Origin of the sequence: Rhodanobacter ginsenosidimutans (assembly GCF_042655685.1) — a bacterium.
Classification (GTDB): Bacteria; Pseudomonadota; Gammaproteobacteria; order Xanthomonadales; family Rhodanobacteraceae; genus Rhodanobacter; species Rhodanobacter ginsenosidimutans.
Map to the genome: position 1 here is coordinate 518,176 of NZ_JBHSMM010000001.1, position 24,972 is coordinate 543,147.

General features: G+C 65.7%; 24 protein-coding genes. 6 read left to right on the forward strand and 18 right to left on the reverse strand.

Going from position 1 to position 24,972, the window contains the following annotated elements:
- Positions 1-15 precede the first annotated feature (15 nt).
- The 4 genes from ACFPK0_RS02175 to ACFPK0_RS02190 form a co-directional block, all read right to left on the reverse strand.
- A complete protein-coding gene (locus ACFPK0_RS02175) occupies positions 16-366 on the reverse strand; it encodes an EF-hand domain-containing protein (protein ID WP_377338051.1) in 351 nt (116 codons plus the stop codon).
- A gap of 35 nt (positions 367-401) precedes the next feature.
- Positions 402-1,604, reverse strand: coding sequence for a GGDEF domain-containing protein (locus ACFPK0_RS02180; RefSeq protein ID WP_377338053.1), 1,203 nt, complete (start codon positions 1,602-1,604; stop codon positions 402-404).
- Positions 1,605-1,671: 67 nt separating this feature from the next.
- Positions 1,672-2,274, reverse strand: coding sequence for a GTP cyclohydrolase I FolE (gene folE, locus ACFPK0_RS02185; RefSeq protein ID WP_377338055.1), 603 nt, complete (start codon positions 2,272-2,274; stop codon positions 1,672-1,674).
- Between the two features lie 80 nt (positions 2,275-2,354).
- Entirely contained in the window at positions 2,355-5,297 is a 2,943-nt protein-coding gene (locus ACFPK0_RS02190) for a DEAD/DEAH box helicase family protein (protein WP_377338057.1), read from the reverse strand.
- On the opposite strand from ACFPK0_RS02190, the gene ACFPK0_RS02195 reads away from it, so the two are divergent.
- Positions 5,296-5,664 (forward strand): type II toxin-antitoxin system RelE/ParE family toxin, encoded by a 369-nt coding sequence (locus ACFPK0_RS02195; RefSeq protein ID WP_426698203.1) that lies wholly within the window; start codon positions 5,296-5,298, stop codon positions 5,662-5,664. The genes ACFPK0_RS02190 and ACFPK0_RS02195 overlap by 2 nt on opposite strands.
- A 12-nt stretch (positions 5,665-5,676) precedes the next feature.
- Complete coding sequence (locus ACFPK0_RS02200) at positions 5,677-5,982, forward strand: HigA family addiction module antitoxin (RefSeq protein WP_377338059.1); 306 nt, start codon at positions 5,677-5,679, stop codon at positions 5,980-5,982.
- A gap of 125 nt (positions 5,983-6,107) precedes the next feature.
- Here ACFPK0_RS02200 and ACFPK0_RS02205 read toward each other — a convergent pair whose 3' ends face one another.
- Complete coding sequence (locus ACFPK0_RS02205) at positions 6,108-8,078, reverse strand: DNA methyltransferase (protein ID WP_377338061.1); 1,971 nt, start codon at positions 8,076-8,078, stop codon at positions 6,108-6,110.
- Positions 8,079-8,169: 91 nt separating this feature from the next.
- Here ACFPK0_RS02205 and ACFPK0_RS02210 point away from each other — a divergent pair, with 91 nt between their 5' ends.
- On the forward strand, positions 8,170-8,613 hold the full coding sequence (locus tag ACFPK0_RS02210) for a hypothetical protein (RefSeq protein WP_377338063.1): 444 nt from the start codon (positions 8,170-8,172) through the stop codon (positions 8,611-8,613).
- Between the two features lie 15 nt (positions 8,614-8,628).
- Here ACFPK0_RS02210 and ACFPK0_RS02215 read toward each other — a convergent pair whose 3' ends face one another.
- Positions 8,629-10,062, reverse strand: coding sequence for a DNA recombination protein RmuC (locus ACFPK0_RS02215; RefSeq protein WP_377338065.1), 1,434 nt, complete (start codon positions 10,060-10,062; stop codon positions 8,629-8,631).
- Positions 10,063-10,184: 122 nt separating this feature from the next.
- On the opposite strand from ACFPK0_RS02215, the gene ACFPK0_RS02220 reads away from it, so the two are divergent.
- Positions 10,185-11,378, forward strand: coding sequence for an NAD(P)/FAD-dependent oxidoreductase (locus ACFPK0_RS02220; protein WP_377338067.1), 1,194 nt, complete (start codon positions 10,185-10,187; stop codon positions 11,376-11,378).
- 8 nt (positions 11,379-11,386) lie between these two features.
- Here the strand turns inward: ACFPK0_RS02220 and ACFPK0_RS02225 are convergent, their stop codons facing one another.
- The 9 genes from ACFPK0_RS02225 to ACFPK0_RS02265 form a co-directional block, all read right to left on the reverse strand.
- On the reverse strand, positions 11,387-12,457 hold the full coding sequence (locus ACFPK0_RS02225; RefSeq protein WP_377338069.1) for a DNA topoisomerase IB: 1,071 nt from the start codon (positions 12,455-12,457) through the stop codon (positions 11,387-11,389).
- 68 nt (positions 12,458-12,525) lie between these two features.
- Entirely contained in the window at positions 12,526-13,695 is a 1,170-nt protein-coding gene (locus tag ACFPK0_RS02230; RefSeq protein ID WP_377338071.1) for a class I SAM-dependent rRNA methyltransferase, read from the reverse strand.
- A gap of 54 nt (positions 13,696-13,749) precedes the next feature.
- On the reverse strand, positions 13,750-15,861 hold the full coding sequence (locus ACFPK0_RS02235; protein WP_377338073.1) for a PAS domain-containing hybrid sensor histidine kinase/response regulator: 2,112 nt from the start codon (positions 15,859-15,861) through the stop codon (positions 13,750-13,752).
- A 1-nt stretch (position 15,862) separates the two neighbouring features.
- Positions 15,863-17,374, reverse strand: a complete 1,512-nt coding sequence (locus tag ACFPK0_RS02240) for an ATPase domain-containing protein (RefSeq protein ID WP_377338075.1) — start codon at positions 17,372-17,374, stop codon at positions 15,863-15,865.
- 144 nt (positions 17,375-17,518) lie between these two features.
- The gene (locus ACFPK0_RS02245) at positions 17,519-17,953 is read right to left on the reverse strand and encodes a hypothetical protein (RefSeq protein ID WP_377338077.1); all 435 of its coding nucleotides are present in this window, start codon (positions 17,951-17,953) and stop codon (positions 17,519-17,521) included.
- A 54-nt stretch (positions 17,954-18,007) separates the two neighbouring features.
- A complete protein-coding gene (locus ACFPK0_RS02250) occupies positions 18,008-19,189 on the reverse strand; it encodes a glutathionylspermidine synthase family protein (protein WP_377338079.1) in 1,182 nt (393 codons plus the stop codon).
- Complete coding sequence (locus ACFPK0_RS02255) at positions 19,189-19,731, reverse strand: DUF1190 domain-containing protein (RefSeq protein WP_377338081.1); 543 nt, start codon at positions 19,729-19,731, stop codon at positions 19,189-19,191. The genes ACFPK0_RS02250 and ACFPK0_RS02255 overlap by 1 nt, the downstream gene beginning before the upstream one ends.
- 81 nt (positions 19,732-19,812) lie before the next feature.
- Positions 19,813-20,775: a serine/threonine protein kinase gene (locus tag ACFPK0_RS02260; protein ID WP_377338083.1), complete on the reverse strand. Its 963-nt coding sequence runs from the start codon at positions 20,773-20,775 to the stop codon at positions 19,813-19,815.
- A 46-nt stretch (positions 20,776-20,821) separates the two neighbouring features.
- Positions 20,822-21,262: a hotdog fold thioesterase gene (locus ACFPK0_RS02265; protein ID WP_056084129.1), complete on the reverse strand. Its 441-nt coding sequence runs from the start codon at positions 21,260-21,262 to the stop codon at positions 20,822-20,824.
- A 120-nt stretch (positions 21,263-21,382) separates the two neighbouring features.
- Between ACFPK0_RS02265 and ACFPK0_RS02270 the strand changes: the two genes are divergently transcribed.
- Positions 21,383-22,435, forward strand: a complete 1,053-nt coding sequence (locus ACFPK0_RS02270) for a 2Fe-2S iron-sulfur cluster-binding protein (RefSeq protein ID WP_377338086.1) — start codon at positions 21,383-21,385, stop codon at positions 22,433-22,435.
- Between the two features lie 44 nt (positions 22,436-22,479).
- Here ACFPK0_RS02270 and ACFPK0_RS02275 read toward each other — a convergent pair whose 3' ends face one another.
- From ACFPK0_RS02275 to ACFPK0_RS02285, 3 genes are all read right to left on the reverse strand, one after another.
- Positions 22,480-22,926: a rhodanese-like domain-containing protein gene (locus tag ACFPK0_RS02275; RefSeq protein WP_056082518.1), complete on the reverse strand. Its 447-nt coding sequence runs from the start codon at positions 22,924-22,926 to the stop codon at positions 22,480-22,482.
- 88 nt (positions 22,927-23,014) lie between these two features.
- On the reverse strand, positions 23,015-23,422 hold the full coding sequence (locus ACFPK0_RS02280) for a hypothetical protein (RefSeq protein ID WP_056082516.1): 408 nt from the start codon (positions 23,420-23,422) through the stop codon (positions 23,015-23,017).
- A 68-nt stretch (positions 23,423-23,490) separates the two neighbouring features.
- Positions 23,491-23,991, reverse strand: coding sequence for a YiiD C-terminal domain-containing protein (locus ACFPK0_RS02285; RefSeq protein ID WP_377338089.1), 501 nt, complete (start codon positions 23,989-23,991; stop codon positions 23,491-23,493).
- 63 nt (positions 23,992-24,054) lie between these two features.
- Between ACFPK0_RS02285 and ACFPK0_RS02290 the strand changes: the two genes are divergently transcribed.
- Complete coding sequence (locus ACFPK0_RS02290) at positions 24,055-24,849, forward strand: uroporphyrinogen-III synthase (RefSeq protein WP_377338091.1); 795 nt, start codon at positions 24,055-24,057, stop codon at positions 24,847-24,849.
- Positions 24,850-24,972 lie beyond the last annotated feature (123 nt).

Here is a 24,972-nt window from a genome sequence, read left to right on the forward strand (position 1 = left end):
ACGCTGCCCGGCTGTTCAGCGCGGTGGCTGGGCCAGTTCCTTCGCGCTCAGCGAGCCGTCGCCGTTGCGGTCCAGTCGGTGGAATTGCGCGGCGAGGTCGGCCTGGAACGCCGCCAGGCTGCGCGGCGTTTGGCGCGGGCTGGGCGGCAGTTCATCGGCATCGAGCACGTTGTCGCCGTTGCGGTCCATGCGGCGAAAGCCGGCGCTCAGGTAGCCCACGTATTCCGCCTCACTGATGCGGCCGTCACCGCTCGCATCGATCATGGCCAGGTAGCCGGACGGCGTGGCCGGATAATCGCGCCCGTGCGCGGCGGCGCAGCACAGGGAAAACAGCAGGGTCAGCGGCAGGGTCGGCGGTAAACGCATCGGCGCATTGGATCAGTTTGGCCGCGCGCTTGCCATCAGCCGCTGCATTCCGCGACGTCGCGGGTCGGGGTGGGCCGCGTGGCGTCCAGCGTGGCCACCTGATCGCGGCCGGCGTTCTTGGCCGCGTAAAGCGCGCGGTCGGCGCGGCGAACCAGGGCGCCGGGGCCTTTGTCTTCCGCCTGCCGCACGGCGACGCCGACCGATATCGTTACCGTCTGCGGCTCGCCATCCAGTGTCACCTGGATGCCGGACACCGCCGTGCGCAACCGTTCGGCCAGGGTCAGCGCGTCGTCGATGCCGGTACCGGGCAGCAGCACCAGAAACTCCTCGCCGCCCACGCGGCCGAGCACGTCGTCCGCACGCAGACACTGGCTGATACCGCGGGCCAGCGCAGCCAGCATGCGGTCACCGCCGGCGTGGCCGAAGCGGTCGTTGATCGTCTTGAAGTGGTCGATGTCGATCATCAACACCGCGCCGGAATGCGGTGAAGTCTGCTGGAAAAGCCGCTGCGCCATCTCGTCCAGCGCAAACCGGTTGAGCATGCCGGTGAGCGCATCGGTGCGCGCCAGGCGCCGCAATTCCGCCTGCGCGAGTTCGTTGTACATCAGCAGGAAACCGACGCTGGCGAATACCGGCTCCATCGCGCTGTAGATCATCTGCGCGATATTGCCCGGCGTGGCGGCCAGCAGGCCAGGTGTCGGCACGTCGCCGAATATCAACTCGCACACGCGGAAAAACCAGCCCGCCGCTGCACCCAGCAACACCAGCAGCATCACCCGCTGCGCGGTCGACCCGCCCGGTCGCAGCGCATGCCGCAGCGGCCACAGCAACAACAGCAGGAAGCCGCCCAGCGACACAGTCGCGATATACACCCGCATCGGGTAATCCGGCTGCACCTGGGCGAACCACACGATGCCGAGCCAGCCGCTGATGCCGATGGCCGCCAGCAGGCCGCGTCGCGGCGGCACGCCCAGCAGCAGGCGCAAGGCGCGCGTCGTCTCGGCGTAGGAGATCATCAATACGCCGTTGGCCAGCACGATCGACAGCCAGCCGCTGATCTGGTCGCGCGCACCCATCAGCGCCCAGCCCAGCGCCTGCAACACCAGCACCGTGCCCCAGATGCGCAGGCTCTGGCGCGCCACGCCGGTGTAGGCGCGGGTGGCGGCAAGCAGCAAAGGCGCCAGCAGCAAGGCCTGCAGCGCGCCGACCAGGCTCAGGGTGACCAGATCAATGTGCACAGTGGGGAGGGGTCAGGGCGGCCGTGCTACAGCCGGTGGCTCCTCATCGGCCGGTGCCGGAAATTCTTCAGTGATGGCCGCCCTGCAGGCCGATGAACTGCAGAAACTCCATCCGTGTGCGGGCGTCGTCGCGGAACGAGCCCAGCATCTGGCTGGTCACCATCGACACACCGCGCTTGTGCACGCCGCGGGTGGTCATGCATTCGTGGCTGGCATCGATCACCACCGCCACGCCCGCCGGCTGCAGGGTTTCCTGAATGCAGTGGGCGATCTGCGCGGTGAGTTTTTCCTGCACCTGCAGCCGCCGTGCGAAACCATCCACCACGCGCGCCAGCTTGCTGATGCCGACCACGCGGTTGGTCGGCATGTAGCCCACATGGGCGCGGCCGATGATTGGCGCCAGGTGATGCTCGCAGTGGCTTTCAAACTGGATGTCGCGCAGCACCACCATCTGGTCGTAACCGCCCACCTCCTCGAAGGTGCGCAGCAGGAACTCGGCCGGATCGGATTCGTAGCCGGAAAACCAGTCGCGGTAAGCCTTGGCCACACGCTTGGGCGTGTCGATCAGACCCTCCCGCGCGGGATCGTCGCCGGCCCAGCGCAGCAGCAAGCGGACGGCATCTTCGGCTTCTTGCTGGCTAACGCCATGGGGATTGCTTGGATCGCTCATGCGGGGGGCTTCCGGAAATGACGGATGCGGCAGTTTAGCGCCCGAGGCAAATCCCGTCTGCCCATCCTTCGGGCGTGCCGTCAATCGCCCAGAGCCAAGCCACCCTGTGACTGGGCTGTTGGCGCCGGACGCAACCGGCAGAACGCCAGTAATTCATCGATGCGGGCGCCCTTTTCCCGCCAGTCGTAGAACAGCGACTCGCCGACCAGCGCGTAATGCCATTGGCGCTCACCACGCTGTTCCGCATCCAGCGCGTTGATCCGCTCGCACCAAGTCGCTGCCGATTTCAGCTTGCGCTGCACGTTCGGGTGGTTGACCTGCTCCTGCGCCTTGGTTTCGACCAGGTAGATCGCATCACCCGTGCGCACCAGGAAATCGGGAATGTACAGCGCCGCCATGCCATCGTTCTTGACGTAGCGCAGCCGCACGAAATCATGCCGGTTCTCGCTGATCTTGCAGAACGCTTCGACGCTGGCGTCGCTTTGTGCCCATTCAATGAAGGCGCGCTCCAGCCCACCGCTGCGGCTGGGGTAGGGCAGGCGCTCGTAGATGCACTTGGTCACTTCCAGCGAAGCACTTTCGCGCACCATCAATCGAGTCACCTCCGACAGCCGGCGATGCCGTACTTCGGTGCTGCCGGTGACGGTGTGCTCTTCCGCGCGCACCAGTGCCAAGCCGAAGATCTTCACGATGTGGTCGATCACCGGCTGCAACAACAACAGCCGCCAGCCTTCGTCGTCGAACGGTTCGAACGCTTCGCCAAACAGTCGCTCGCGGATGTAGTCGTCCAGCGCCGTGGCCAGCGCCGCGGTATTCATCTGCAGGTACGGGCGATCCAGGTGCGGCGAGATTTTGTTGCCCTTCGGCAGCGGATGGTTCAGCGCTTGGCTGACCCGCCGGGTAAGCCGCGACAGCAGTTCGTTGTAACCGCTGACGCTCATCGCCGCGCCATCAACGCGGTAGTCCCCAAACAAAGTGCTGCTCTGCAGGTCCTGCGAGGTGAAGGTGTCGCCCTTGCCGAGCAGCTCGGCCAACTTCGTGCGGCTCATCGCGTTGAAGATCGGCAGCGCGGTGACGTCGATCGGCAGATGTTCGACGCTGTCGTCTGCCTCGCGCAGGATGAACGGGATGGCAAAGTCGTATCGCTCGTAGCCTTCACGCAATTCGGACGGAATCAGGTCGCCGGTGCTGCTGCCCTCGTCGTCACCTGTTTCCCCGACCAGGCCATCGCGCATCAGCTCGTCGTAAAAACTCTGGAACGCCGGGTGCTCGACGATAGAGAGGATGTCGATCATCGACCCCGGCTCCTCGCCGTGGTTGATCCGCTCACGGTTCTCTCGCTTGATATCCGCGTATTCCGGGTCGCGCCACATCAGGCGCAGGCCGCGGCCAATGGTCTGTTCCAGGAGGATCTGCGCCTGACTGGAGCGCAACGGCACGATCACGCAGATGTTGTTGACGTCGAACCCCTCGCGCAACATCAGCACACTGACGATCACCCGCGGTTGCGCGTGACGGTCCACGTTGAACAGTCGCTGGCGCAATGGCGCCCATTGTTTTTCGCCCAGTTCGGCCTTCCTGCCGGAGTCGACGGTGAGTACATCATCGTCGTGCAGACCTTCGTCACGAAGGAACTGCGCGACCAGCGGCGACACCGTGGTGTCTTCGCACACCACCAGCATTTTTGGATGGCGCGCAGCATCGAGCCGGGAAAAATCGGCTTCCAGCTTGCGCAATTTCTGCAGCCCCGCGCGCAGCATCACGCGTTGGCCCTCGGACAGTGCGACATTGCCGTCGGCATCACGCTCGGCCTTGAACTCCAGCGGCAACGCGCCAAGCTCTTTGCGCTTGTCCAGTACCAGCGATTTCACCAGGCCAAGCCGCATCGCGTCCTTAAGGTCGAAGTCGACCACGATGTGCGGGAAATACACTTTGCGCCGGTTCTTGCCGCCGCCAACGTCGTTGTACGGCGTGGCCGAGAAATCCATCTGCACGAAGCGGCGGCCCTTGCCCGTGGCAATAATCGACAGGCTCTTCTGCCATTCGACCTCGGTAGTTTCGCCTTCCTTCTTCAACTCGTGGATGTGGTGGGCTTCATCGTTGAACACCATCAGTTCGGGCAGGTCAGCGAGGTAGCTCAATACATTGCCGCGCGCCCAGCGCCGATCCAGCACGTCGAGGCTGTTGCCGGTGGCGCGGCCGGGCGTCAGCGGGAGCACGTTGTAGGCCACGCGGGAAGCGTCGGCGACCATGCCGGGGGAATCGACCCAATCGGCTTCGTCGTCCTCGATCTCGTCACCAGCGTCACTGAGCAGGTGCCAGTTGGTGATGGCAATCATGCCGTTGCCGGTGGCCTTCAAGCCGATCTCGGTCTTGGTGCAGACATTGCCGCGCACGAACTGGGCGATGCGCTCGCGCTGTGCCGGTGGTGCGAACAGCTCGGCATAGCTGGCGATGTCGGAGCTGGCGAAGTCGCGGCTCTTGTCCTCGTTCTCCTTGCCGAGGAACGCATCCAGCAGCCGCTCGTAAACAATCAGCCCCGGCGCAACGATCAGGAAACGGCGGGTGAAGCGCGGATCGTCACGGCCTTCGTCCAGTGCCGCGGTCTTGTTCAACAGCTGCCACACCAGCAGCGCCTGCAATACCCAGGTCTTGCCGGTGCCGGTGGCCATCTTGAGACAGTACTTCGGATGGCCGTGTTTGCCTTGCGCCACGTCGGTCAGCCGCGTGCCTTCCAGCAGCGCGTCGGCGCAGACCTGCTCGTAGAGGTTCTTCAGGTTCGGGCTGTCCAGTACCTCGTGGGCCACGATCACATTGAGGATTGCCTGGCGCTGGCCCGGATGGAAATTGAACGTACGCGACTGACAGGCATCCTCGCCGAACCACCAGCGCAGCAACTCGGCGGTCACCGGCGTCACCAGTTCGTAGATATCGGCAATGCCCTGTTCGAGGCCGATGCAGAGCTGTTCGGTACGGCGGGTGAGGGCGGCGGCGAGCGCCAGCGGGTTGTTCGCGTCAGACATGGGCGCGCTCCGCTGGCTTGCTCGAAGTAAACAAATTGTTTATGGTTGGCGGACGAAAATCGACCGTGTACACAGGAGTGACCGGGTGATAAGGAGCTTTGCTGACAAGGAAACAGAGTTGCTGTTTGCCACTGGAGCGACCAGACGACTGCCGCAGGACATCGTTCGCCGGGCGTTGACTCGGCTGAAATACCTCGATATCGCCACAGTTCCCGAAGACCTGCGTGAACCGGTCTCCAACCGTCTTGAACTGTTGGCTGGCGACCGTGCCGGCCAATGGAGCGTCCGCATCAACAATCAATGGCGGCTGTGCTTCCGCTTTGAGGGCGGCCACGCTTTTGATGTCGAGATCGTCGATTACCACTGAGAGTTCATCATCATGTCCATTCCCGCCACCACCAACGGTCTTCCACCCATCCATCCCGGTGAGCTTCTGGAGGAAATCCTGAGTGACCATGGAATGACCCAAGCGGCCTTTGCACGCGCCATTGACGTGTCGCCCATGCGTATCTCGCATGTGATCAGGGAGGTGCGGCCAGTCACTGCTGAGCTGGCCCTGCGGTTTGGCCGTGCCTTTGGACAAAGCCCGCAGTTCTGGATGAATCTGCAGACCGACTATGACCTGAAGATCACCGAACGTGAGTTGAAGGCCAGCCTGCGCAAGGTGCGTGCTCTGGCCGCCTGAGTCCACCTTGTCGTCTCTTTCACCGTCATCCCAGCGAAGGCTGGGATCCAGTGACTTTCGACAAGCCAAGGCGCTGGATTCCGGCTTCCGCCGGAATGACGGGCGGGGGGCACCCGCGAGTGCGTTCATGCCTCCGCCCCCGTCCCGGCCACCACCTGCACCACTTCAGCCTCGAAGCCGAACACGTCGACCACGCGCACACACACCCGGCGTTCGCCCGCCTTGCGCGGCACGCTGAATTCGGCGGCGGTGATCACGCGCAGCGGGTCGTTGTCGTTGGCGCTGTTGCCGCGGTAGTCCTGCCAGACCGAACGGAATACCTCACCGTCGTAGTCGGGGTCGACTGCCCAGTATTCGATCAGCGCCAGCGGTTCGGCGTTCGCCACCTTGAGCAGCTTCTTGCGGTTGTCGTCGTCGAGGTTGATCGCCTCGGGCGAGAGCAGCACGTAGTTGTCCAGGGTGACCTGCAAAGTTTCTTCTTCGCCGCTGCGCGTGCGCCGCACCGGTTTGATCGTGAGGTATTGCAGGCTGGAGAAGCGCACCTGGCCACGCAGCTTCTCGATGCCGCCCTTCTTGCGCAGGCGGTCGAGCAGGTCGGGCGGGATCACCAGCACTTCCAGCCGCGAGTCGTTCAGCACGGTGATGCTCTGGCCGATCGATGGTTCGAAGTTCCAGCCCAGCACCACCACCCGGTCCCAACCACCAAGCAGTTGCTCGCGTTGAGTGATTGCCTTGCGCAGAGTGGCGGCGCCAGTGAGCTTGTTTGGCGAATCCACCAAGACCAGCGTCTTCTTGCCGGCATAGACCACTTTGCCAAGGTTGCGCAGAGGGCTATCGTCCGGATCGAGTGGCTGTGCTCCATACAGAGACAGCACGATGCCAGACAGGTCGCCGACACGGAAGCTGCGCCCCATCGCGCTCTTCGCCGCCTCGACCTGGTAATCGCCGATCGCCTGATACAGGAACGGTTTGGCGCCTTGGTCGATCAAGCGCTTGCGCATGATCATGCATGCGGGTTTGCCTAGGTCGGTGACAATCCAGCGGCGGGACGCTGAATTGGTATACACACTTGTATTTCCGTGTTTCTCGACCCTGCGGCCCTCGGCGGCGGCAGCGAAGCTTCCGCTCCCACCAAAAAAATCGGCTACGAGGTCGCCAGGATCGGATGACGCTTCAAGTATTCGAGCCACCAATTCAATTGGTTTTTGCGTCGCATAGCCAACTTGTTCTTGAGAGTGCGCAACAACAAACGGCACCTCCCAGACGTCATGCATTTGCACACCTTTGCTTGGCTCATCCGTTCGAACTGTAATGAGCTTCCCGGTGTCGTCGGGCACATTTATGCGACGAGTGTTTCCGTGCACTGAGGCAGTTGAGGTAGCAAGTGGTTGGAATAATTGGTTGAATTTGTATTTTTCAGATTTTCGATAAAAGTAGATTGTGTCGTGCATTCGCTGAAAGGTGCTGGCGGCAGCTGACCACCGTTTGTACCACCAACAAATTTCGTTCACGAAGTTGTCTTTTCCAAATACCTCGTCCATTACCAATTTCACGTAGTGCCCTACGTGCCAGTCCAGATGCACGTAGATCGAGCCTGTCTCGCTCAATAACTCCCGCATCAAGATCAGTCGTGGCGTGATCATCGCCAGATACGACGCCGTGCCATCCGACCACGTATCCGAATACGCGAACTGCTCGATCACCGTTGGCCGCTGCTCCAGCTCCACGCCAGGCAGCGAAACCTTGGTGCGGTAGTCGGCCTTCGAATCGAACGGTGGATCGATGTAGATCAGGTCGACCTTGCCGCGCAGGCTGGGCGTGTGTTCGTCGCCGGCCAGCAGCGCGGCCATCGCCAGCAGGTTGTCGCCGTAGATCAGCCGATTGGTCCAGTCGGCGGTGTCTTCCTCGCTCAGATGCGCCTGCCGATTCGCCGCGGCGATCCAGTCGCTGTCGCGGGTGTCCTTCGACGGCAGCACCCATTCGCGCGTTTGCAGGCTTACCCGGTGGCGGCCTTCGAGGCTCTCCAGGATCTTCTCGGCCTGCTTGCGACCTTCCCTGACGATCTCTGGCAGCTGTTCCAGCAGTGAGTTGGCCACGCAGCCGCTCCCATGAATTAACTACAAACGTTAATCATAGTGAACGCGATGCGTGATCCGATAGCCGGGGTGGTCGCTAAGTTGCCATGGGATGAGCAATGAACGCGCCGAATTCTCGAAACGTCTCGCCACGGCGATGACCGCGCAAGGCTACGAGCCACGCCCGGGCGTGCTGTCGACGCAGTTCAACGTGCGCTTCAACGGTGCGTCGGTGAGCTTCACGACCGCCTCGCGCTGGCTGAACGGCGGCGGGATTCCCGAGTACGAAAAGCTGGTCGCGTTGGCGGACTGGTTGAAGGCCGATCCATGCCTTCTGCTGTTCGGCGACCGGGCCGGCCGCGGCAAGCGTGAGGTCAGGCAAGTCAAAGAGGATGCGCTGACCTACGACGACGAGAGGGTATTCGACATATACCGCAGGTTGCCGCAGACGCAGCAAAAAGCCGTATGTGAGGTGATCATGGCTTTTGCCGCATCCTCATCAAAGCTGACGAGCCTGGCCAAGCCTGGAGCGGTGACGAAGGCAAAGCGCAGCTGACCGTAACCGGTACTGTCACTCGGTATCCCCGTCGTCAATGGCCGGCATGTCTTCCAGCAACGCCTCGCCGGCGCCGCCGGACAAGGATTCCACGTCGCGCAGTTTGCGTTCGATGGCGCGGGTGCGCTGGCCGGCGCTGTCGATGCTGTTGCGGGCGGCGTCGAGTTGTTTGCGGGTTCGGTCCAGCACCGTGCCGAACTTGCCGAATTCGTTCTTTACCGCGCCGAGGATTTTCCAGACCTCGCTGGAGCGTTTGGCGATGGCCAGGGTGCGGAAGCCCATCTGCAGGCTGTTGAGCAGGGCGCTCAGCGTGGTGGGGCCGGCGACGGTGACGCGGTGCTCGCGCTGCAGGTTTTCGAACAGGCCGGGGCGGCGGATCACCTCGGCGTAGAGGCCTTCGGTGGGCAGGTACAGCACGGCGAAATCGGTGGTGTGCGGCGGCGCCACGTATTTGCCGTGGATACGCTTGGCCTCCTCGCGCACGCGCAGTTCGAGTGCGCGCCCGGCGGCCAGCGCGCCTTCGGCGTCGGAGGCCTCCTGTGCGTCGAGCAGGCGCTGGTAATCCTCAACCGGGAATTTCGCGTCGATCGGCAGGTAGACGTGGTCGCCTTCGTCCTGGCCCGGCATGCGGATGGCGAACTCCACCCGGTCGTTGCTGCCCGGAATGGTGATGACGTTGGAGGCGTACTGCTCGGCGGTGAGCATGTCCTCGAGCAGTGCGCCCAGCTGCACCTCGCCGAAGATGCCGCGTTTCTTCACGTTGGTCAGCACGCGCTTCAGGTCGCCCACTCCGGTGGCCAGGTTCTGCATTTCGCCCAGGCCGCGCTGCACCGCTTCGAGCCGTTCGGACACCAGCTTGAACGATTCGCCCAAGCGCGTTTCCAGCGTGGCGTGCAGTTTTTCATCGACGGTGGCGCGCATCTGCTCCAGCTTGGCGGCGTTGTCCTGCTGGATCGCGCCGAGCTTGGCTTCCAGCGTGGCGCGCATCTCGCCCATGCGTTTTTCGTTGTCGGCGGTGAGCGCGGCAAGCCGTTGCTGTTGCTGCTCGCCCAGCCGGTTGAGCGTGGCGGCAACTTCCTCACGGCCCTTGCGGGCGTCGTCGATCAGGCGCTGGGTCAGGGACTGCAGGCCGTTGTCGGTGCGTTCGGTGAGTTGGGTCAGGCGCTGGGCGAAACCTTCGATGCGCTCGGCCTGCTGTTGCGAGGCGTTGCCGAGTTGTTCACCCAAATGACCACGGAAGCGATCGAAACCCTGCTGCAGCTCTTCGCGGCCGGCGCGCTGCTCCTCGCGCAAGGTGCGTTCCACGCGGGCGCTGTCGTCCTTGAGTGCGTCGAGTTTCACGCCCAGGCCGGGATCGCCGCGGCCACGCAGCAGCGCCACCACCTGAAGCAGCAGCACGGCGGCGACCAGCACAACGAGGAGAATCAGCAGGATCTGGATGAGCGGCATGGAACGTTTTCCCGGGTAGATGCATCCAGTGTACGTCGCGCCGTCTCACCAGCTGCGTCGGGCTTGCCGCTCCGCCGCCGTCACTAGGCGCATCATGGGCTGACGTCAGCCAGGAGAACATCATGGAATACGTACACGATTACCTGATCATCGGCGGCGGCATGGCGGCCGATGCGGCGGCCAAGGCCATCGCCGAGATCGAGCGCGGCGCGAATATCGGCATCGTGGGCGATGATGTCTCGCCGCCGTACCAGCGCCCGCCGCTGAGCAAGGCGTTGTGGAAGGGCGACAAGTCGCCGGCGGACATCGACCTGGCCACGGCGAAGACCGGGGCGAGCTTCCACCTGGGCCGGCGCATCGTCTCGCTGGATCGCGCGGCCCACGTGGCGCGCGACGAGCAGGGTGACACCTATCGCTATCGCCGCCTGTTGCTGGCCACAGGCGCCACGCCGCGCGCGCTGGGCTTCGATGGCGGCGAGCGGCTGATCGATTTCCGCACCCTGGCCGACTACGAGGCGTTGCGCCGCTATGCGAAACCCGGCGCGCACATCGCGGTGATCGGCGGCGGCTTCATCGGCAGCGAACTGGCCGCGTCGCTTTGCGGCATCGGCTGCAAGGTGACGATGCTGTTTCCCGGCAAGTCGATCGGCGCGGGCCGCTATCCGGACGGGTTGTGCAGTTATCTCGATGCCTACTATCGCGAGCACGGTGTCGAGCTGCGTGCGGGCACCAAGGTGACTGGCGGTCGCGCCGTCGACGGTGGCGTGGAGCTGGAGCTGTCCGAAGGCGGCACCTTGCGTGTGGACGCGGTGGTGGCCGGCATCGGCGTGACACCGGACACCGCCCTGGCCGAACAGGCGGGCCTGACCGTCGACAACGGCATCGTGGTGGATGCGCAGTTGCGCAGCAGCGACGCGGATATCTGGGCCGCCGGCGACGTGGCCAATTTCCACAGCGTGGCGCTGGACCGGCGCATGCGGGTGGAACACGAGGATGCCGCCATCGGCATGGGCCGGCACGCCGGTCGCGCCATGGCCGGCGTCGCCGGGGATTACGTCAGCCAACCGTTCTTCTACTCGGACCTGTTCGACCTGGGCTACGAGGCGGTGGGCCTGCTCGACACCCGGCTGCAGGTGGTCGAGGACTGGCGCGAGCCCAACCGCGAGGGCGTGATCTATTACCTCGACGGTGGCCGCGTACGCGGCGTGCTGCTGTGGAACGTGTGGGATCAGGTCGACGCCGCCCGCGCCTTGCTGGCCGAACCCGGCCCGTTCGACGCGGCGAGTCTGCGCGGGCGATTGCCAGCTGCGGGCTGAGGCGCACCTCAGCCGCCGCGACGGGCAAGCCGCAGCTGGCGGCGCAGGTAGCGCAGCGTGTGTTGTTCAAGCTGGCGCGGATGGGCCGCCACGGTGGGCGCGATGGCCTGCTGCAGGCTGCCGTCCTGCCAGCCCTGCAGGATCAGCGGGTGGATGTAGGAGGCGCGGCACACCGCCGGTGTATTGCCGAGAATCGCGGCCACCTCCTTGATCGCCGCGGCCAGCGTGCTGCGTACGGCGCGCTCTCCGCCGGTTTCGGGCAGCGGCGTGCGCGCCAGCACGCCGGCGGCGTTCACGGTGCCGCCCCAGGTGCGGAAGTCCTTGGCGCTGAAGTCCTCGCCGCAGGCCTCATGCAGGTAGTCGTTCACCTCGCCCGAGTCGATCGGCTGCCGTTGGCCGTCGTCGTCCAGGTACTGGAACAGGCGTTGGCCGGGCAGCTGCTGCACGCGGCGCACGATGCGTGCCAGGCGGCGGTCGCTCAGTTCCACTTCCTGCTCCTGGCCGCTCTTGCCGCGGAACGCGAAACGCAGGCGGCCGCGTTCAGCGCGTACGTGGCGCGAGCGCAAGGTGGTCAGTCCGTAGCTCTTGTTGTCGCGCGCATAGCCTTCGTTGCCGACGCGGATCAGGGTGTCGTCGAGCAGCCGCACGACCAGGGCCAGCACCTTTTCGCGGGGGAGGCCGGGGCGGGCCAGGTCGCGGCGCACACGCCGGCGCAATCCCGGCAGCGCCGCACCGAAGGCGAGCACGCGATCGAACTTGCCGTGGTCGCGCAGCGCCCGCCATTGCGCGTGATAACGGTATTGCTTGCGCTGGCGCGCATCGCGTCCGGTGGCCTGCAGGTGGCCGCGCGGGTTGGCGCAGATCCACACGTCCACGTACGCCGGCGGAATGGCCAATGCGCGGATGCGTTGCAGATGGCCTTCGTCGCGCACACAACGTCCATCGGCATCGCGATAACTGAAGCCCTTGCCGCAACGCTGGCGGCGAATGCCGGGTTGGTCGTCGTGGACGTAGACGAGGCCGGCGGCGCGCACTTCACGGCGCAGGACGGGGTCGATGTCATCGGGAGAGCTGGCCATGCGCGGATGGTGCGCGAGGCGACGGTCAAGCCGATGTGAGCCTTAAGGCAACGCTGATCAGCGTCGCCTTAATCCAACCGGCAGAACACCGCTTTCAGGTAGCGCCCTTCGGGCACGTCGGTGCGGAACGGATGATCGGCGCCGGCACCGCGCACTTCGAGCACCTGGATCTCGCGGCCGGCGTTGAGTGCCACCCGGCGCAGCATTTCCAGGAACTCGCTCTCGCCCACCAGACCGGTGCACGAGCAGGTCAGCAGCAGGCCGCCGGGTGGGATGATGTCCAGCGCCATGCGGTTCATCGCGAAGTATTTCTTCAGCGCGTCCATCACCTTGTTGCGGTCGCGGGTGAGCTTGGCCGGATCCAGGATCACCGCGTCGTATTGCTCGCCGCGCGCCACCGCCGCACGCACCCAGTCGAAGATGTCGGCCTGCTCGAAGGTCACCGCCACGTTGTTGGCCTGCGCATTCGCGCGGGCGACCTCAAGAATGCCGGCGTCCAGATCCACGCCCACCGCCTCGCGCGCGCCGGCGGCCATCGCGTGCACGGCGAAACCGCCGGCGTTGCAGCACAGGTCGAGCACACGGCGGCCTTTCGCCAATTCGGCAAAGCGCTTGCGGTTGTCGCGCTGGTCAGCGAAGAAACCGGTCTTGTGGCCGGAACCGGGCGCGGCGTGGAAGCGCAGGCCGTGCTCGTGCACCTCGAACGGCGGGGGCACGTCGGGGCTGCGGCAATCGAACGATTCCTGCTTCTGCACGTGCGACTCGGCAAACCAGTACAACTGCGCGCCGGGGAAATGCGCCAGCAGCGCGGCGTGGATGGCCTCGCGGAACTTCCACATGCCAGCGGCGAAATACTCGATCACCAGCACGTCGGCGTAGCGGTCGACGATCAGCCCGGAAAGCCCGTCGCCTTCGCTGTGCACCACGCGCCAGGCGTCGCTGACCTTGTCCAGTTGCAGCCAATCGCGACGCAACTGCACGGCGCGGGCGATGCGCGCGTCGACCCACGCCGCGTCGACGGTTTCATCCGGATGCGTTTCCAGCAGGCGCAGCGCGATGCGCGCGTGGCCGTTCCAGAAGGCCTTGCCGACAGGGCGACCCCGCGCGTCGTGCACGTCGACCAGGCTGCCGGGCGGCAGTTTTTGTTCGGGCTTGTGCACCTGGGCGGACCACACCCAGGGGTGGCCGGGGGCGCGGTCGGATTTGAGTCGGATGATGGGCAAGGCGGGCGTGGGCATCCGCGCATGATAGCCGGTCGCCGTGGTCGCCCGTGACGCGATCCGGCGGATACGTCAGAGGGCCGGGGCCGAATGCGCACTGGTTGTCGAGGCGATCATCTCGTCGATCTTGCCCGCCAGCGTTTCCAGTGAAAACGGCTTTGTCATCATGGCCATGCCGTTGCCGAGGAAATCCGGGCGATGCGCCGCATTCTCGGCGTAGCCGGTGAGAAACAATATCGGCAAGGCGGGGCGATGGTGCCGGGCGATCTCGGCCAGCTGGCGCCCGTTCATGCCGGGGAGGCCGACATCGGAAAGCATCAGGTCGATGGCGCAGTCCGAAGTGAGTATCGGCAGTGCGGCGTCCGCGTTCGGCGCCTCGTGCACCTCGTATTGCAGTTCATTGAGCAGCTCGCGCACCATCATCCGCACCGATGGATCGTCCTCGATAAGCAACACGCTCTGGCCCTTGCCCTTGCCCTTGCCCTTGCCCTCGCGCACCCGCCCCACGGCCGGGGGCGTCTGCTCCAGGCTGGCGGCGTCGTTGGCGGGCAGATGGAGGGAGACCGTGGTGCCCTGGCCGGGCTGGCTGTGGATGCGCACCCGCCCGCCCGACTGCCGTGCGAAGCCGTAGATCATCGACAAGCCCAGGCCCGTACCCTGTCCGATGGGTTTGGTGGTGTAGAACGGCTCAAAGACTTTTTCCAGCATGTCCTCGCTGATGCCCACGCCGGTGTCTGACACGGCGATGGCCACGTAGCGGCCGGCCTGCATGCCGGGCTCGGCCGCGACATGGGCTTCATCCAGCTCCACCATCGACGTCTCGACCGTCAGCTCGCCACCCTGGGGCATCGCGTCGCGGGCATTGATGGCCAGGTTGAGCAGGGCGCTCTCAAGCTGGTTGCTGTCGGCGACCACCAGGCTCAGGTTTTTGCCGGGCACCACGCGCAGTCGGATCGACTCGGTGAGCGTGCGGCGGAACAAATCCTCCAGCGAGACCACCAGCGCATTGATGTCGAGCGGCCGGGCATCCAGCGACTGCTTGCGCGAGAACGCCAGCAGACGCGCGGTGAGGCTGGCGGCTCGTTGCGCCGAGGCGATGGAGGCTTCCATGAAACGCTCGACGCCATCGAAACGGCCGCTGTCGATACGCAGCTTGATCAGGTCCAGCCCGGCAATGACACCGGCCAGCATGTTGTTGAAGTCGTGCGCGATGCCGCCGGTGAGTTGTCCCACCGCTTCCATCTTCTGGCTTTGCCGCAGCGCTGCTTCCACCTCGCTGCGGCTGGCCATCTCGGCCTCCAGTGCAGCCGTGCGCGCGGCTACCAGCTGTTCCAGCTCTTCGCGCGAACGGGACAGCACTTCACGTGCCTCGACCAGATCCTGGATTTCGGTGCAGGTGCCGAACCAGCGCACGATGTGTCCCTCCTCGTCGCGCTGCGCCTGGGCGCGGCCAAGCACCCATCGGTAGGTACCGGAGTGATGGCGCAGCCGGTATTCGATCTCGTAGGGCTGGCCGGTCGCCAGCGACGCACGCCAGCGCTGCCACGCACGCTCCCGGTCGTCGGGGTGGAACACGGCGTTCCAGCCGTCGCCATCGGTCGCGCCCGGCGCCATGCCGGTGAATTCGTACCAACGGTCGTTGAAGTAGTCGTGAAGACCGTCGGGCAGGGTGGTCCAGATCATCTGGTCGATGGAATTGGTGATGGCCTTGAAGCGTCGATCGCTCTCGCGCAGCTCCACCAGGCGATCGCGCATCTCGAATTGCTTGCGGCGCAGACGCAGTGCCGAGGCCACCGCGCTGGTGAGCGAACCCTTGCCGATCGGTCGTTCCAGGATCACGCAGTTGGTGGCCAGTTCCAGAAACTGCAGACGGGCCGTCTCGACCCGGCCACTGCGACCGGCCGATGCCGCGATCAGCAGTATGAACGGCACGTCGGACCATGGTGGCTGCTGGTCGAGGGCCTGGTTCAGCGCGGCCATGTTGCCCACCAGTGCTTCCTGCGTGAGCAGCACGGCGCCGGTTTGCACGTCGATCTGTGCGCCGAGCTCGCGCAGGTCCCCGCAGATCACGGTTTCATGCCCGGCCTGTTGCAGCAGTTTTGCCACGCTTTGCGCATCGCGGCCGAACGGGGCGGCGATCAGTACGCGTTGCCCCTCTGGGGTTGGGGCCGTCCCGGCATTCATGTCAGCCGCCGCGACGGTCATCGTCGCGGCTTTCCAGCAAGGGCGAAGCCGCGCCGATGTACTCGGGTGTACCGGTAAGCACGCCCTTGAACTGCGACAATGAATCGCCCACGCGCAGCCCCTGGGAGTCGATGCGCAACTCGCGGATGCAGTCCTCGTGCATGCCGCCGCGGTTCTTCAATACCGAGATCGCCTTGCGGATGCGCCCTTCGGCTTCGAAAAACCGCAACAGCAACACGGCATCGGCGACGTAGGAAATATTGAGGTTGGTCGCCATGCTGCCGAGCAGCCCGCTTTGCGGATTGATCAGGAAGGTCACCAAGCCCTGCTGGCTGAGATAAGAGAGCAGCTCGTGCATCTGCAGGATCAGATGCTGCTCCTGCGGCATGGCCGCCAGGTAACCGTTCAGGCTGTCGATCACGATCATGCCCGCGCGGCGCTCCGCCACCTGCTGGCGCACCCGCCACGAGAACTCGCCCGGCGACAGCTCGGCCGGGTCGATCTGTTCGATCACCAGCAGTCCGTCCTCGATATGCTTGTCCAGATCCAGGTTGAACGCCTTGGCACGGGCCATCAGCGTGCCGATGCGCTCGTCGAATTCGTAAATGGTGCAACGCTCACCGCGGCGGCAGGCCGCGTCGATGTATTGCAGGGCGATCGTGGTCTTGCCCGTACCCGCCGGCCCGGTGACCAGCGTGCAGGTGCCGCGGAGCGGGCCGCCACCCAGCAAGCGGTCCAGCGCCGCCACGCCGCTGGGGGTCGGTTCGCCATTGAACGGGCTGTGGTGGGATGACGCGGTAAGGCGCGGCCAGATTTCCAGCCCGCCTTTGCGAATGGCCAGGTCGTGGTAGCCGGCGACGAAATCGACGCCACGCAGCTTCTGCACCTGCAACCGTCGCCGCGCCGCGCCGAAATCCAGGGTCAGCCGCTCCAACGTGATCACGCCATGGCAGAGGCTGTGCAGGTGCGCGTCCGCGCCTTTCTCGCCGCCGGTCATGTCGTCGACGAGGATGACGGTGGCGTTGCGTCTGCCAAAAAACTGCTTCAGCGCCAGCACCTGGCGGCGATAGCGCAAGGAGTCCTGGGCCAGCAGGCGCATTTCCGACAAGCTGTCGAAAACGATCCGCGACGGCTTCACACGCTCGACTTCCTGCTGGATCAGCCGGATCGTCTCACCCAGCTCCATCTCCCACGGGTGCAGGATCGACTGCTCGGTGCCGCCGCCCAGCACATCGGCGGCTGATTCCAGCTCGAACACGTCGAACGCCTTGATATCCCAACCGTGCGAAGCGGCCACCACGGCCAGTTCGTCATAGGTTTCCGACAGCGTGATGTAGAGCGCCCGCTCGCCGCGTCGCGCACCTTCGAGCAGAAACTGCAGCGACAGCGTGGTTTTGCCCGAGCCCGGCGCCCCTTCCAGCAGGTACAGCCGGTTCGCCGGCAATCCGCCGCCGAGGATCGCATCCAGGCCCGCATTTCCGGTGGAAACCAGGGGAGATGAAAGATTGGTCAAGATTAGCTCCGGGAAGGCGAGTTGACGCGGCTACGCCCTCGTCTGCCATAGGCTCCGCTATGCGTTCGCAGCCGAGGGCGACTGGCGCGGAAGCGTACTCAACCCTTTTGTGACGGTACGTGAAAACTTCCGGGGAGTGACCGCCTAGCGCAGCCGAAGGACCAACCACGACACCAATGCCAGCAGGTTGATGCCCAGCCGCGAGACCGACGGCCCGGCCACCGCAAGCACGAAACCCTGCGAGCCGACATGCCAGTCGATGCCCAGCCGCGGGGTCGCCTGCAAGGTGGCAAACACGTTGACGAAGGCACCACTGTGCAGCGCATAGCTGAACACCGGCGTGGCGATCAGCGGCAATTGCAGCAGTTGCGCCCAGCGTGAAAGCCGCACGCCCTGTTCGCTGCCCTCCACCAGCAGCACGCCGGCCACCAGCACGAAGGTGAACACGGCCAGGCCGATCAGCGCCAGCACGCTGTCATGGGAGCCGAGCGGCAGCAGGCGGTTCAACATCTTCACCGCGCCGTACAGGCCGCCAGCGATTTCGAAGATGCCGATCAGGCGGAACAGAAGAGTGCGCACGCTTGGGTCCTGTCCAGAAAAGACGACGAGCTTAGCCGATGCCGCAGCGGGCGGTTACGCGATCAACACGCCGCTGGGTTCCTCGACGATGAGGTGCGGCACGAAGCGGGCGGTGTCCCTGGTAATCAGCGAACTGTCCTCGCGGATACCGATGCCGCAAGCGCGATCGCCGACCACCCAGCTGCCGATCAGCGGGTAATGGCCGTCGAAGCGGGGCAGCGGATGGCAGGCCTGGCGGATGCTCGCGCCATGCAGGTAGGGACCGTCGGTACGCAGCTCGCGGCCGTCGTCCAGGTGCATTGCGATATTGGCGCCTTCGCGCGAGTGCAGCGGCTTGCGCACCCAGCCGCGCGGCAACGCGCCGCCGTTGTCGAACTCGGCCGGCAGCAGGTTGGGGTGGCCGCGGTGCGCGTCCCACAGCAGCGGCAGGATGCCCTTGTTGCTGAGCAGCGCCTTCCACGGCGGCTCGATCAGCTGCAGACCGGAACGCGGCAGGTGCTGGCCGAACGATTCGCGGAACATGTCTTCCAGCGGATACAGCTTGAACAGGCAACCGATCACGTTGTCGTCCAGATCGGTGAAACGGCCGTCATCGGAGACGCCGATGTCCTCGATCGCCAGCGCGCCGCATTCGATACCGGCCTGCAGCGCGCAGTCACGCAGGTAATCCACGGTGCCCTGGTCTTCCATCGAGTCGCGTACCGCGGCGAAATGGAACGGCCGCGCGATGTTGCGCGCGATGGTGCCGAACGCTTCCACCAGGGTTTCGTAGATCGAATTGAACTGGTCGCTGCCGGCGGGCAACTGGCCACGTGCCAGCTGGTCTTCCAGCCATTGCCACTGGAAGAACGCCGCCTCGAACAGCGAGGTCGGGGTGTCGTAATTCAGCTCGTAGAGCTTGGCCGGGCCGCTGCCGTCGTAGGCGAAATCCATGCGGCCGTACAGGTGCGGCTGGCGGTCGCGCCAGCTCTGCGCGATCCAGTCGCGGTACGGTTCGGGGATCGCCAGCTGCTGCATGTGTTCTTCGCTGCCGACAATGCGGTCGACCATGTCCAGCGCCATCGCGTGCAGCTCTTCGGTGGGCGCTTCGAGATCATCCTCGATCTCGCGCAGGCTGAACGCGTAATACGCGGACTCGTCCCAGTACGGCGCATCGTCGATGGTGTGGAAACCGAAGCCGCACGCGGCGGCCTTGTCGCGCCAATCGGGGCGCTCGGCCGTGGCGACGCGGCGCATCAGCCGCCGAAGCCGCGGCTGTGGCCGGAGGTGCCGAAGCCGGAGCGGCTGGTGGTGACGGCGCGGTTTGGCGTGGCGCTGATCGGCACCATCGCCGTGCGGCTGCTGCCGCGATACACGCTGCCGGTCGCGCCACCGGCGGCCGGGCGCTGCCAGCTGCCGCTGCTGTCGCGGAAGGCCGGGCCGCTGTTGAAACCGTTCATCGGTGCGCCGTTGCGCGACAGCATCTGCGACAGGAAGAAGCCGGTCATCAGTGGCCCGAAGAACGAATGCTGGGCGCCGTCGCTGCGTTCGGCGCACTTTTCCTTGCCGTAGCTGGCCTCGCACTCCTCGCGATTGGCGAAGCGCGGCGCGGTGGTGGCGGCTTGCTGCTCGGCCTTGGCATAGGCCTGCTGGCAGGTGTAGCTGTCGTTGGTCTGCGCCACGCAGGCCTCGACCGAGGTGTACAGGCCTTCGCGCGCCGGGCTTTCGCTGTCGCAGGCGGTCAACAACAAGGGGGCCGCGCTCATCAGCAACAGGGCGGCGGTCTTGGATCGCTTCATGGGGATGCTCGGGGAAAGTATCCGGTCAAGCATGCCTGCTCGCGCGCGTGGGGGAAAGCCCGGTTTTCGCGCGCGTGGCGCTTATTCCAGATCGTCGGCCAACTCGTGCAGGTCGGCCACGTGCTGCTCCCACCAGCGCGGCTCGGCGGCGAATGGGAAGGCGGTGGGGAAGGCGGGATCGTGCCAGCGCTCGGCGATCCAGCCGGCGTAGTGCAGCTGGCGCATGGCACGCAGCGCGGGGACCAGCGCCAGCTCGCCGGGATCGAAATCGCGGAATTGCTGGTAGCCCTCGAGCAGCGCCCCCATCGCCGCATCGTCGCCGGCCAGCATCCACAGATCCTGCACCGCCGGGCCGCTGCGCGCGTCGTCGAAATCGACGAAGTGCGGGCCGTTGTCGGTCCACAACACATTGCCTGGATGGCAATCGCCATGCAGGCGGATCTGCCGCACCGCGCCCACTGCCTCCTGTCGCTGCGCGATGGCGTTATCCAGCCGATGGGCGGCCGCGCGGTAGTTGCCTTGCAGCGACGCGGGCAACAATGTGGAGGTGAGTACGGCCTGCATCGGCTGCTGCACCATCGTGTCGCGATCGAGCCGGCTGCGATGGACGAACGGCTGGCGCGCGCCCACCACGTGCATGCGGGCGATCAGCCGCCCCAGCCATTGCAGCTGTTCGACCGATTCCAGTGACGGCGCCCGTCCGCCGCGCCGCGGTGTCAGCGCGTAGCGAAAGCCGTCGTGATGCAGCAGCGTTTTTCCGTTGAACGCCAGCGGCGCCACGACGGGTAGCTCGTCGTTCGCCAGCTCCTGCGCGAAAGTGTGCTCCTCCTCGATCGCCGCATCGCTCCAGCGACCGGGCCGGTAGAACTTGGCGATGACCGGCGTCGCCGGCGCGTCGCCCGTGGCTTCCAGCCCCACCTGCCACACGCGGTTCTCGTAGCTGTTCAACGCCAGCAACCGGCCATCGGGCCACAGGCCGCAGGCGCCGACGGCATCGAGCACCAGGTCGGGGCTCAGTCGCGCGTAGGGTGCTTGCGCGTTCATGGCGTGCCGCACCCCGAGAGGTTGGGTGGAGCGTGGTGGGGCGCGTTCAACGCGGCGCCACCACACGTGCCGGGATCACCGCCATGGTGATGCGCGAAATGCACACCAGCACGCCGTTGTCACCTTCGATGCGGATCTCCCACACCTGCGTGGTGCGGCCCAGGTGCAGCATGCGCGCGGTGCCGGTGACGGTGCCTTCGCGCACGCCGCGGACGTGGTTGGCGTTGATGTCCAGGCCGACCGCCACCTCCTTCTCCGGGTCCAGCGTCAGCATCGCCGCGGTGCTGCCCAGCGTCTCGGCCAGCACCACGGAGGCGCCGCCGTGCAGCAGTCCGTAGGGTTGGTGGGTTCGGTGGTCGACGGGCATGGTGCCCTGCAGCCAGTCGTCGCCGACGGCGGTAAAGCGGATGCCCAGGGTCTCCATCATGGTGGCCTTGCTCCAGCCGTTGATGCGGGCCAGATCGGTCGGCTGTTTCCAGATGCTCATCGTTGCTTCCTCTCGGTCGAAACCGTATTGTTGATCGCTGATATCGCCGCAGCAATGCGATACGTCACCTGTGTCGTTGTATTTACGCTGCCGCGTGCAGCGGATCATTCGGGGCTTGCCTTGTTTACCGTCACTCTCCAAGCGTCTGGCCGCCAGTTTCCCGTGGCCGTTGGTGAAACCGTATTGGGGGCGGCGCAACAAGCCGGAGTGGCCCTGCCCTATTCGTGCCGCGCCGGCGTGTGCGGCAGCTGCAAGGCGATCATGCTGGAAGGCAGTTGTGAATATCCCAGCAATCCGCCGCTGGCACTGAGTGCGGGCGAGCTGGCGCAGCACGCGATCCTGCCGTGCCAGGCGGTAGCCACCAGCGACATGTTGTTGCGCGCGCGCGAGGTCACCTCGGTCGAGGACATCGCCCGTCGCCAGCTCAGCGTGATGGTGGTGGAGAAATGGACGCTGGCGTCCGGCGTGATCGGCTTGCGCCTGGTGCCGGCCCCCGGCGAGCGCCGCCTGCTGCGGCTGCCTGGCCAGTATCTTGATGTGGTGCTGGACGATGGCCAGCATCGTCCGTTCTCGATCGCCAACGGTCCACAGGACGACGGCATGATCGAGCTGCACGTGCGCCACGTGAACGGCGGCGAGTTCACTTCCTGGGTGGACGGCAAGCTGCAGGTTGGCGACCGGCTGCGCATCGAAGGGCCGTTGGGTACGTTCGTGCCGCGCGAGGATTCGGAGCGGCCGATGATCTTCATGGCCGGCGGCACCGGTTTTGCGCCGGTCAAGGCCATCGTCGAACACTTCATCGGGCTGGGTTCGCGCCGCCCGATCGACGTGTACTGGGGCGCGCGCAGCGCGGCCGACCTGTACCTGCGACCGCTGGCCGAGCGCTGGGCGGCGAGCACGCAAAACGTGCGTTTCCACGCGGTGATTTCAGGGGCCGACGTGGGTGCCGGCGAGCGGCCCGGCCTGGTGCATGAGGCGGTGCTGGCCGATCACCCCGACCTGTCCGGCCACGATCTCTACATGAGCGGCCCGCCGCCCATGATCGACGCCGGCCACCAGCTTTTCGTCGAGGCGGGCCTGCCGGAAGATCGGCTGTACTACGACTCGTTCGATTACGCGCCCGAGGTGCTGGCGCGCATCATCACCGGTCGCGCGGGTTTCACCGGCTTCTGACCGGCGGCGCTGTTCGCCGCCATGCGGCGGTTATTTGTTGCCGCTTACTTGTTGCCTTTGGCCATCGGCAACTGCGCCGCCTGCCAGGCCAGCACGCCACCGGCGAGGATGTGGACCTTGCTGAAGCCGGCCTTCACCAGCCGCTGCGCCGCCTTCGGCGCGTTGCCGCGGCCGTCCTTGTCCATCAACACCACGGGCAGGTCGCGCGCGTTGGCGAGGTCTTTTTTCTCGGGGTCGAACTGGCTCATCGGCAGGTGCTTGGCGCCGGGCACGTGCCGCTTCTCGAAATCGTTGATCGCGGACAGGTCGATCATCAGCGGGCTTTCGCGGTTGATCAGCGCGGTCAGGCCGGCCGGGGTCAGCTCGCGCGTCTTGCTGAAAAGCATGCTGACCTGGATCACGATCAGCGCCAGCAGCAGGATCACGAACAGGGCCGACAAGGCCAGGTGGTTGCCGACAAATTCCGGCAGTTTGTGCAGTATTTCGTTCATCGTGTGTCCACAGGCGCGGCGACCGCGCGGGTTCGGGTGAACCGGCGATTATACGGGCAGCGTGGCGGCAGCGCCGCCGTGGTCAGGCTTATTCCTGGGTGACGTCCGGCAGGCCGCTGGTGAGCCACCAGCGCTTCGCTTCCGGGTCGTAGCGCCAGGTCTGGCGGTCGATCACGGTGCGCTCGGACTGCGTGTGGATGTTGATCAGGTGAAGTTGCACCACCTGCTGCACCTCGTTTTCCGCCACCACGCTCGGGCCGGCGCCCTCGTCGTAGTCGCTCACGCGCACCTGCTGGTAGCGCGCCATGTCCAGTGAGGTGGGCGGGTTTGTCTCCAGCACCTTGGGGTCGACGAATTTCAGCGCGCTCTGGAAATTGCCCCAGCGCAAGGTGGCGGCGTAGGTGTTGAGTGTGCTGGTCAGCGCGTCTTTGCGCTGGGCCGTGGCACAGCCGGCCAGCAAAACGACGGCGGCAACGACGATAAGAATGCGACGCATGGATGGCTCCCCCGGCAAGCGCGATACCCTGCATTCTGCCGCAAGACGTGCGTCGCTGCGCGCGGCTCTCAGTGCGTGCCGTCGGCGACGGCCGCCGACGCGTCGCGGCGTTTGGCCACGAAGCGCGCGATCAGGGTGGCGGCGGGCTTGCCGTTGTCGCCCGGAATCACGCAGCTGACCTCGATGCGTGCCTTGCCGCGGCTGTCCAGCGAACGGAAGAAGCTGGTCCAGCTGACATCGACCGGCAAGCGGGCCACGCTGGTGAAGTCGGCCCATACCGGGCTCAGGTAGCGCACCGTCGATTCGCCCACGAAAACGTCGCAATCATCGCCGCGCTGGCGCAGGGCCAACTCGACCAGGGCCCAGCCGCTGAGGGTCATCACGCTCACCAGGCTGCCACCGAACGCGCAGCCCTTGTCGTTGATGTTGGGTTGCAGCGGCGCGAACAGGGTGAGGCTGTCGGCGTCACAGCCGCCAAGCTGCAGATCCATGGCCTTGGCCAGCGGAATCGTCGAGCGCATGAACTGGATCAGCTGCCGGGCCAGCAACGGTGTATCGGGCAAGGTCACGTCGGTGGAATCCAAACCAAAGGAGCAAACCGCATAGTGTAGGGCGCCGCTACACTGGTCACCATGATTATCGGTGAATCGAATCACGCGCGCGCTGTTGCCGGCACGTCGCCAGCGGGGCCTTTGCGCGGCCGCACGGTGGTGATCACGCGCCCGGTGGGCAGTGGCGCGGGGCTAGCGCGCAAGGTGCGTGCGCTGGGCGGGCTGCCGCTGCTGCTGCCCGGGCTTGCCCTGCGCGAGGTGGCGGACAAAGCCGCGGCGCGCCGGGAATGGCAGGCCGCGTGCGCGGGTGAGGTGCTGATTTTCACCAGCCCGGCGGCGGTGCGCTACGCCGTGGCGCTGGCGCCGCCACGAACGGCCGCGTTGGTGCTGGCGGTGGGCCAGGGCACCGCCCGGGCATTGCGGCGCCACGGTTTCAACGACGTGCGTGCGCCGCAGCGGCAAGACAGCGAGGGCTTGCTGGCGCTGGCTGAACTGCGCGAGCTGGATGGCCGCGCCGTCGCGCTGATCAGTGCACCCGGCGGTCGCGGCATCTTGCGCACGACGCTGGCCGAGCGCGGCGCCGCCTTGCGCGAGGTGCATGTCTATCGGCGCGTGCCGGCGCGGCTGGACCGGCGCCATGTCGACGCCGTGCGGCGATTGCCGGCGTCGGCGTTGCTGCTGCTGTCCAGCGCCGAGAGCTGGCACAACCTTGCCACCGCGCTACCGCCGGACGCGTTGAGCCGCCTGTGCGCCACCACCGCGGTGGTGAGCAGCGAGCGGTTGGCAGGCATCGCGGCCGCAGCCGGCTTTGCGCGGATCAGGCAGGCCGCTTCGGCGATGGCGGATGACCTGCTGGCGGCGGCCATGGGCAAATGACTTGCCGCTGTCTTCACGCCGGGTCGCCAGGCTGACGGGTTAAGGTCGCTGGCGGTAGCCACGGCGCGCGGTGTGCTGCCGGGGCCGTCGATCCGCCACCCTTCCACGTCGAAAAAGCGCGCG

What these genes read in the sequence shown, in the direction of transcription:
- ACFPK0_RS02260 (WP_377338083.1), bottom strand. Translation starts at nt 20,775, where the DNA reads ATGAACGCGCAAGCACCCTACGCGCGACTGAGCCCCGACCTGGTGCTC.
- ACFPK0_RS02250 (WP_377338079.1), bottom strand. Translation starts at nt 19,189, where the DNA reads ATGCGCCGCGTCGCCACGGCCGAGCGCCCCGATTGGCGCGACAAGGCC.
- ACFPK0_RS02230 (WP_377338071.1), bottom strand. Translation starts at nt 13,695, where the DNA reads ATGCCCACGCCCGCCTTGCCCATCATCCGACTCAAATCCGACCGCGCC.
- ACFPK0_RS02255 (WP_377338081.1), bottom strand. Translation starts at nt 19,731, where the DNA reads ATGAAGCGATCCAAGACCGCCGCCCTGTTGCTGATGAGCGCGGCCCCC.
- ACFPK0_RS02275 (WP_056082518.1), bottom strand. Translation starts at nt 22,926, where the DNA reads ATGAACGAAATACTGCACAAACTGCCGGAATTTGTCGGCAACCACCTG.
- ACFPK0_RS02190 (WP_377338057.1), bottom strand. Translation starts at nt 5,297, where the DNA reads ATGTCTGACGCGAACAACCCGCTGGCGCTCGCCGCCGCCCTCACCCGC.
- ACFPK0_RS02225 (WP_377338069.1), bottom strand. Translation starts at nt 12,457, where the DNA reads ATGGCCAGCTCTCCCGATGACATCGACCCCGTCCTGCGCCGTGAAGTG.
- ACFPK0_RS02175 (WP_377338051.1), bottom strand. Translation starts at nt 366, where the DNA reads ATGCGTTTACCGCCGACCCTGCCGCTGACCCTGCTGTTTTCCCTGTGC.
- ACFPK0_RS02220 (WP_377338067.1), top strand. Translation starts at nt 10,185, where the DNA reads ATGGAATACGTACACGATTACCTGATCATCGGCGGCGGCATGGCGGCC.
- folE (WP_377338055.1), bottom strand. Translation starts at nt 2,274, where the DNA reads ATGAGCGATCCAAGCAATCCCCATGGCGTTAGCCAGCAAGAAGCCGAA.
- ACFPK0_RS02280 (WP_056082516.1), bottom strand. Translation starts at nt 23,422, where the DNA reads ATGCGTCGCATTCTTATCGTCGTTGCCGCCGTCGTTTTGCTGGCCGGC.
- ACFPK0_RS02195 (WP_426698203.1), top strand. Translation starts at nt 5,296, where the DNA reads ATGGGCGCGCTCCGCTGGCTTGCTCGAAGTAAACAAATTGTTTATGGT.
- ACFPK0_RS02265 (WP_056084129.1), bottom strand. Translation starts at nt 21,262, where the DNA reads ATGAGCATCTGGAAACAGCCGACCGATCTGGCCCGCATCAACGGCTGG.
- ACFPK0_RS02290 (WP_377338091.1), top strand. Translation starts at nt 24,055, where the DNA reads ATGATTATCGGTGAATCGAATCACGCGCGCGCTGTTGCCGGCACGTCG.
- ACFPK0_RS02200 (WP_377338059.1), top strand. Translation starts at nt 5,677, where the DNA reads ATGTCCATTCCCGCCACCACCAACGGTCTTCCACCCATCCATCCCGGT.
- ACFPK0_RS02235 (WP_377338073.1), bottom strand. Translation starts at nt 15,861, where the DNA reads ATGAATGCCGGGACGGCCCCAACCCCAGAGGGGCAACGCGTACTGATC.
- ACFPK0_RS02210 (WP_377338063.1), top strand. Translation starts at nt 8,170, where the DNA reads ATGAGCAATGAACGCGCCGAATTCTCGAAACGTCTCGCCACGGCGATG.
- ACFPK0_RS02215 (WP_377338065.1), bottom strand. Translation starts at nt 10,062, where the DNA reads ATGCCGCTCATCCAGATCCTGCTGATTCTCCTCGTTGTGCTGGTCGCC.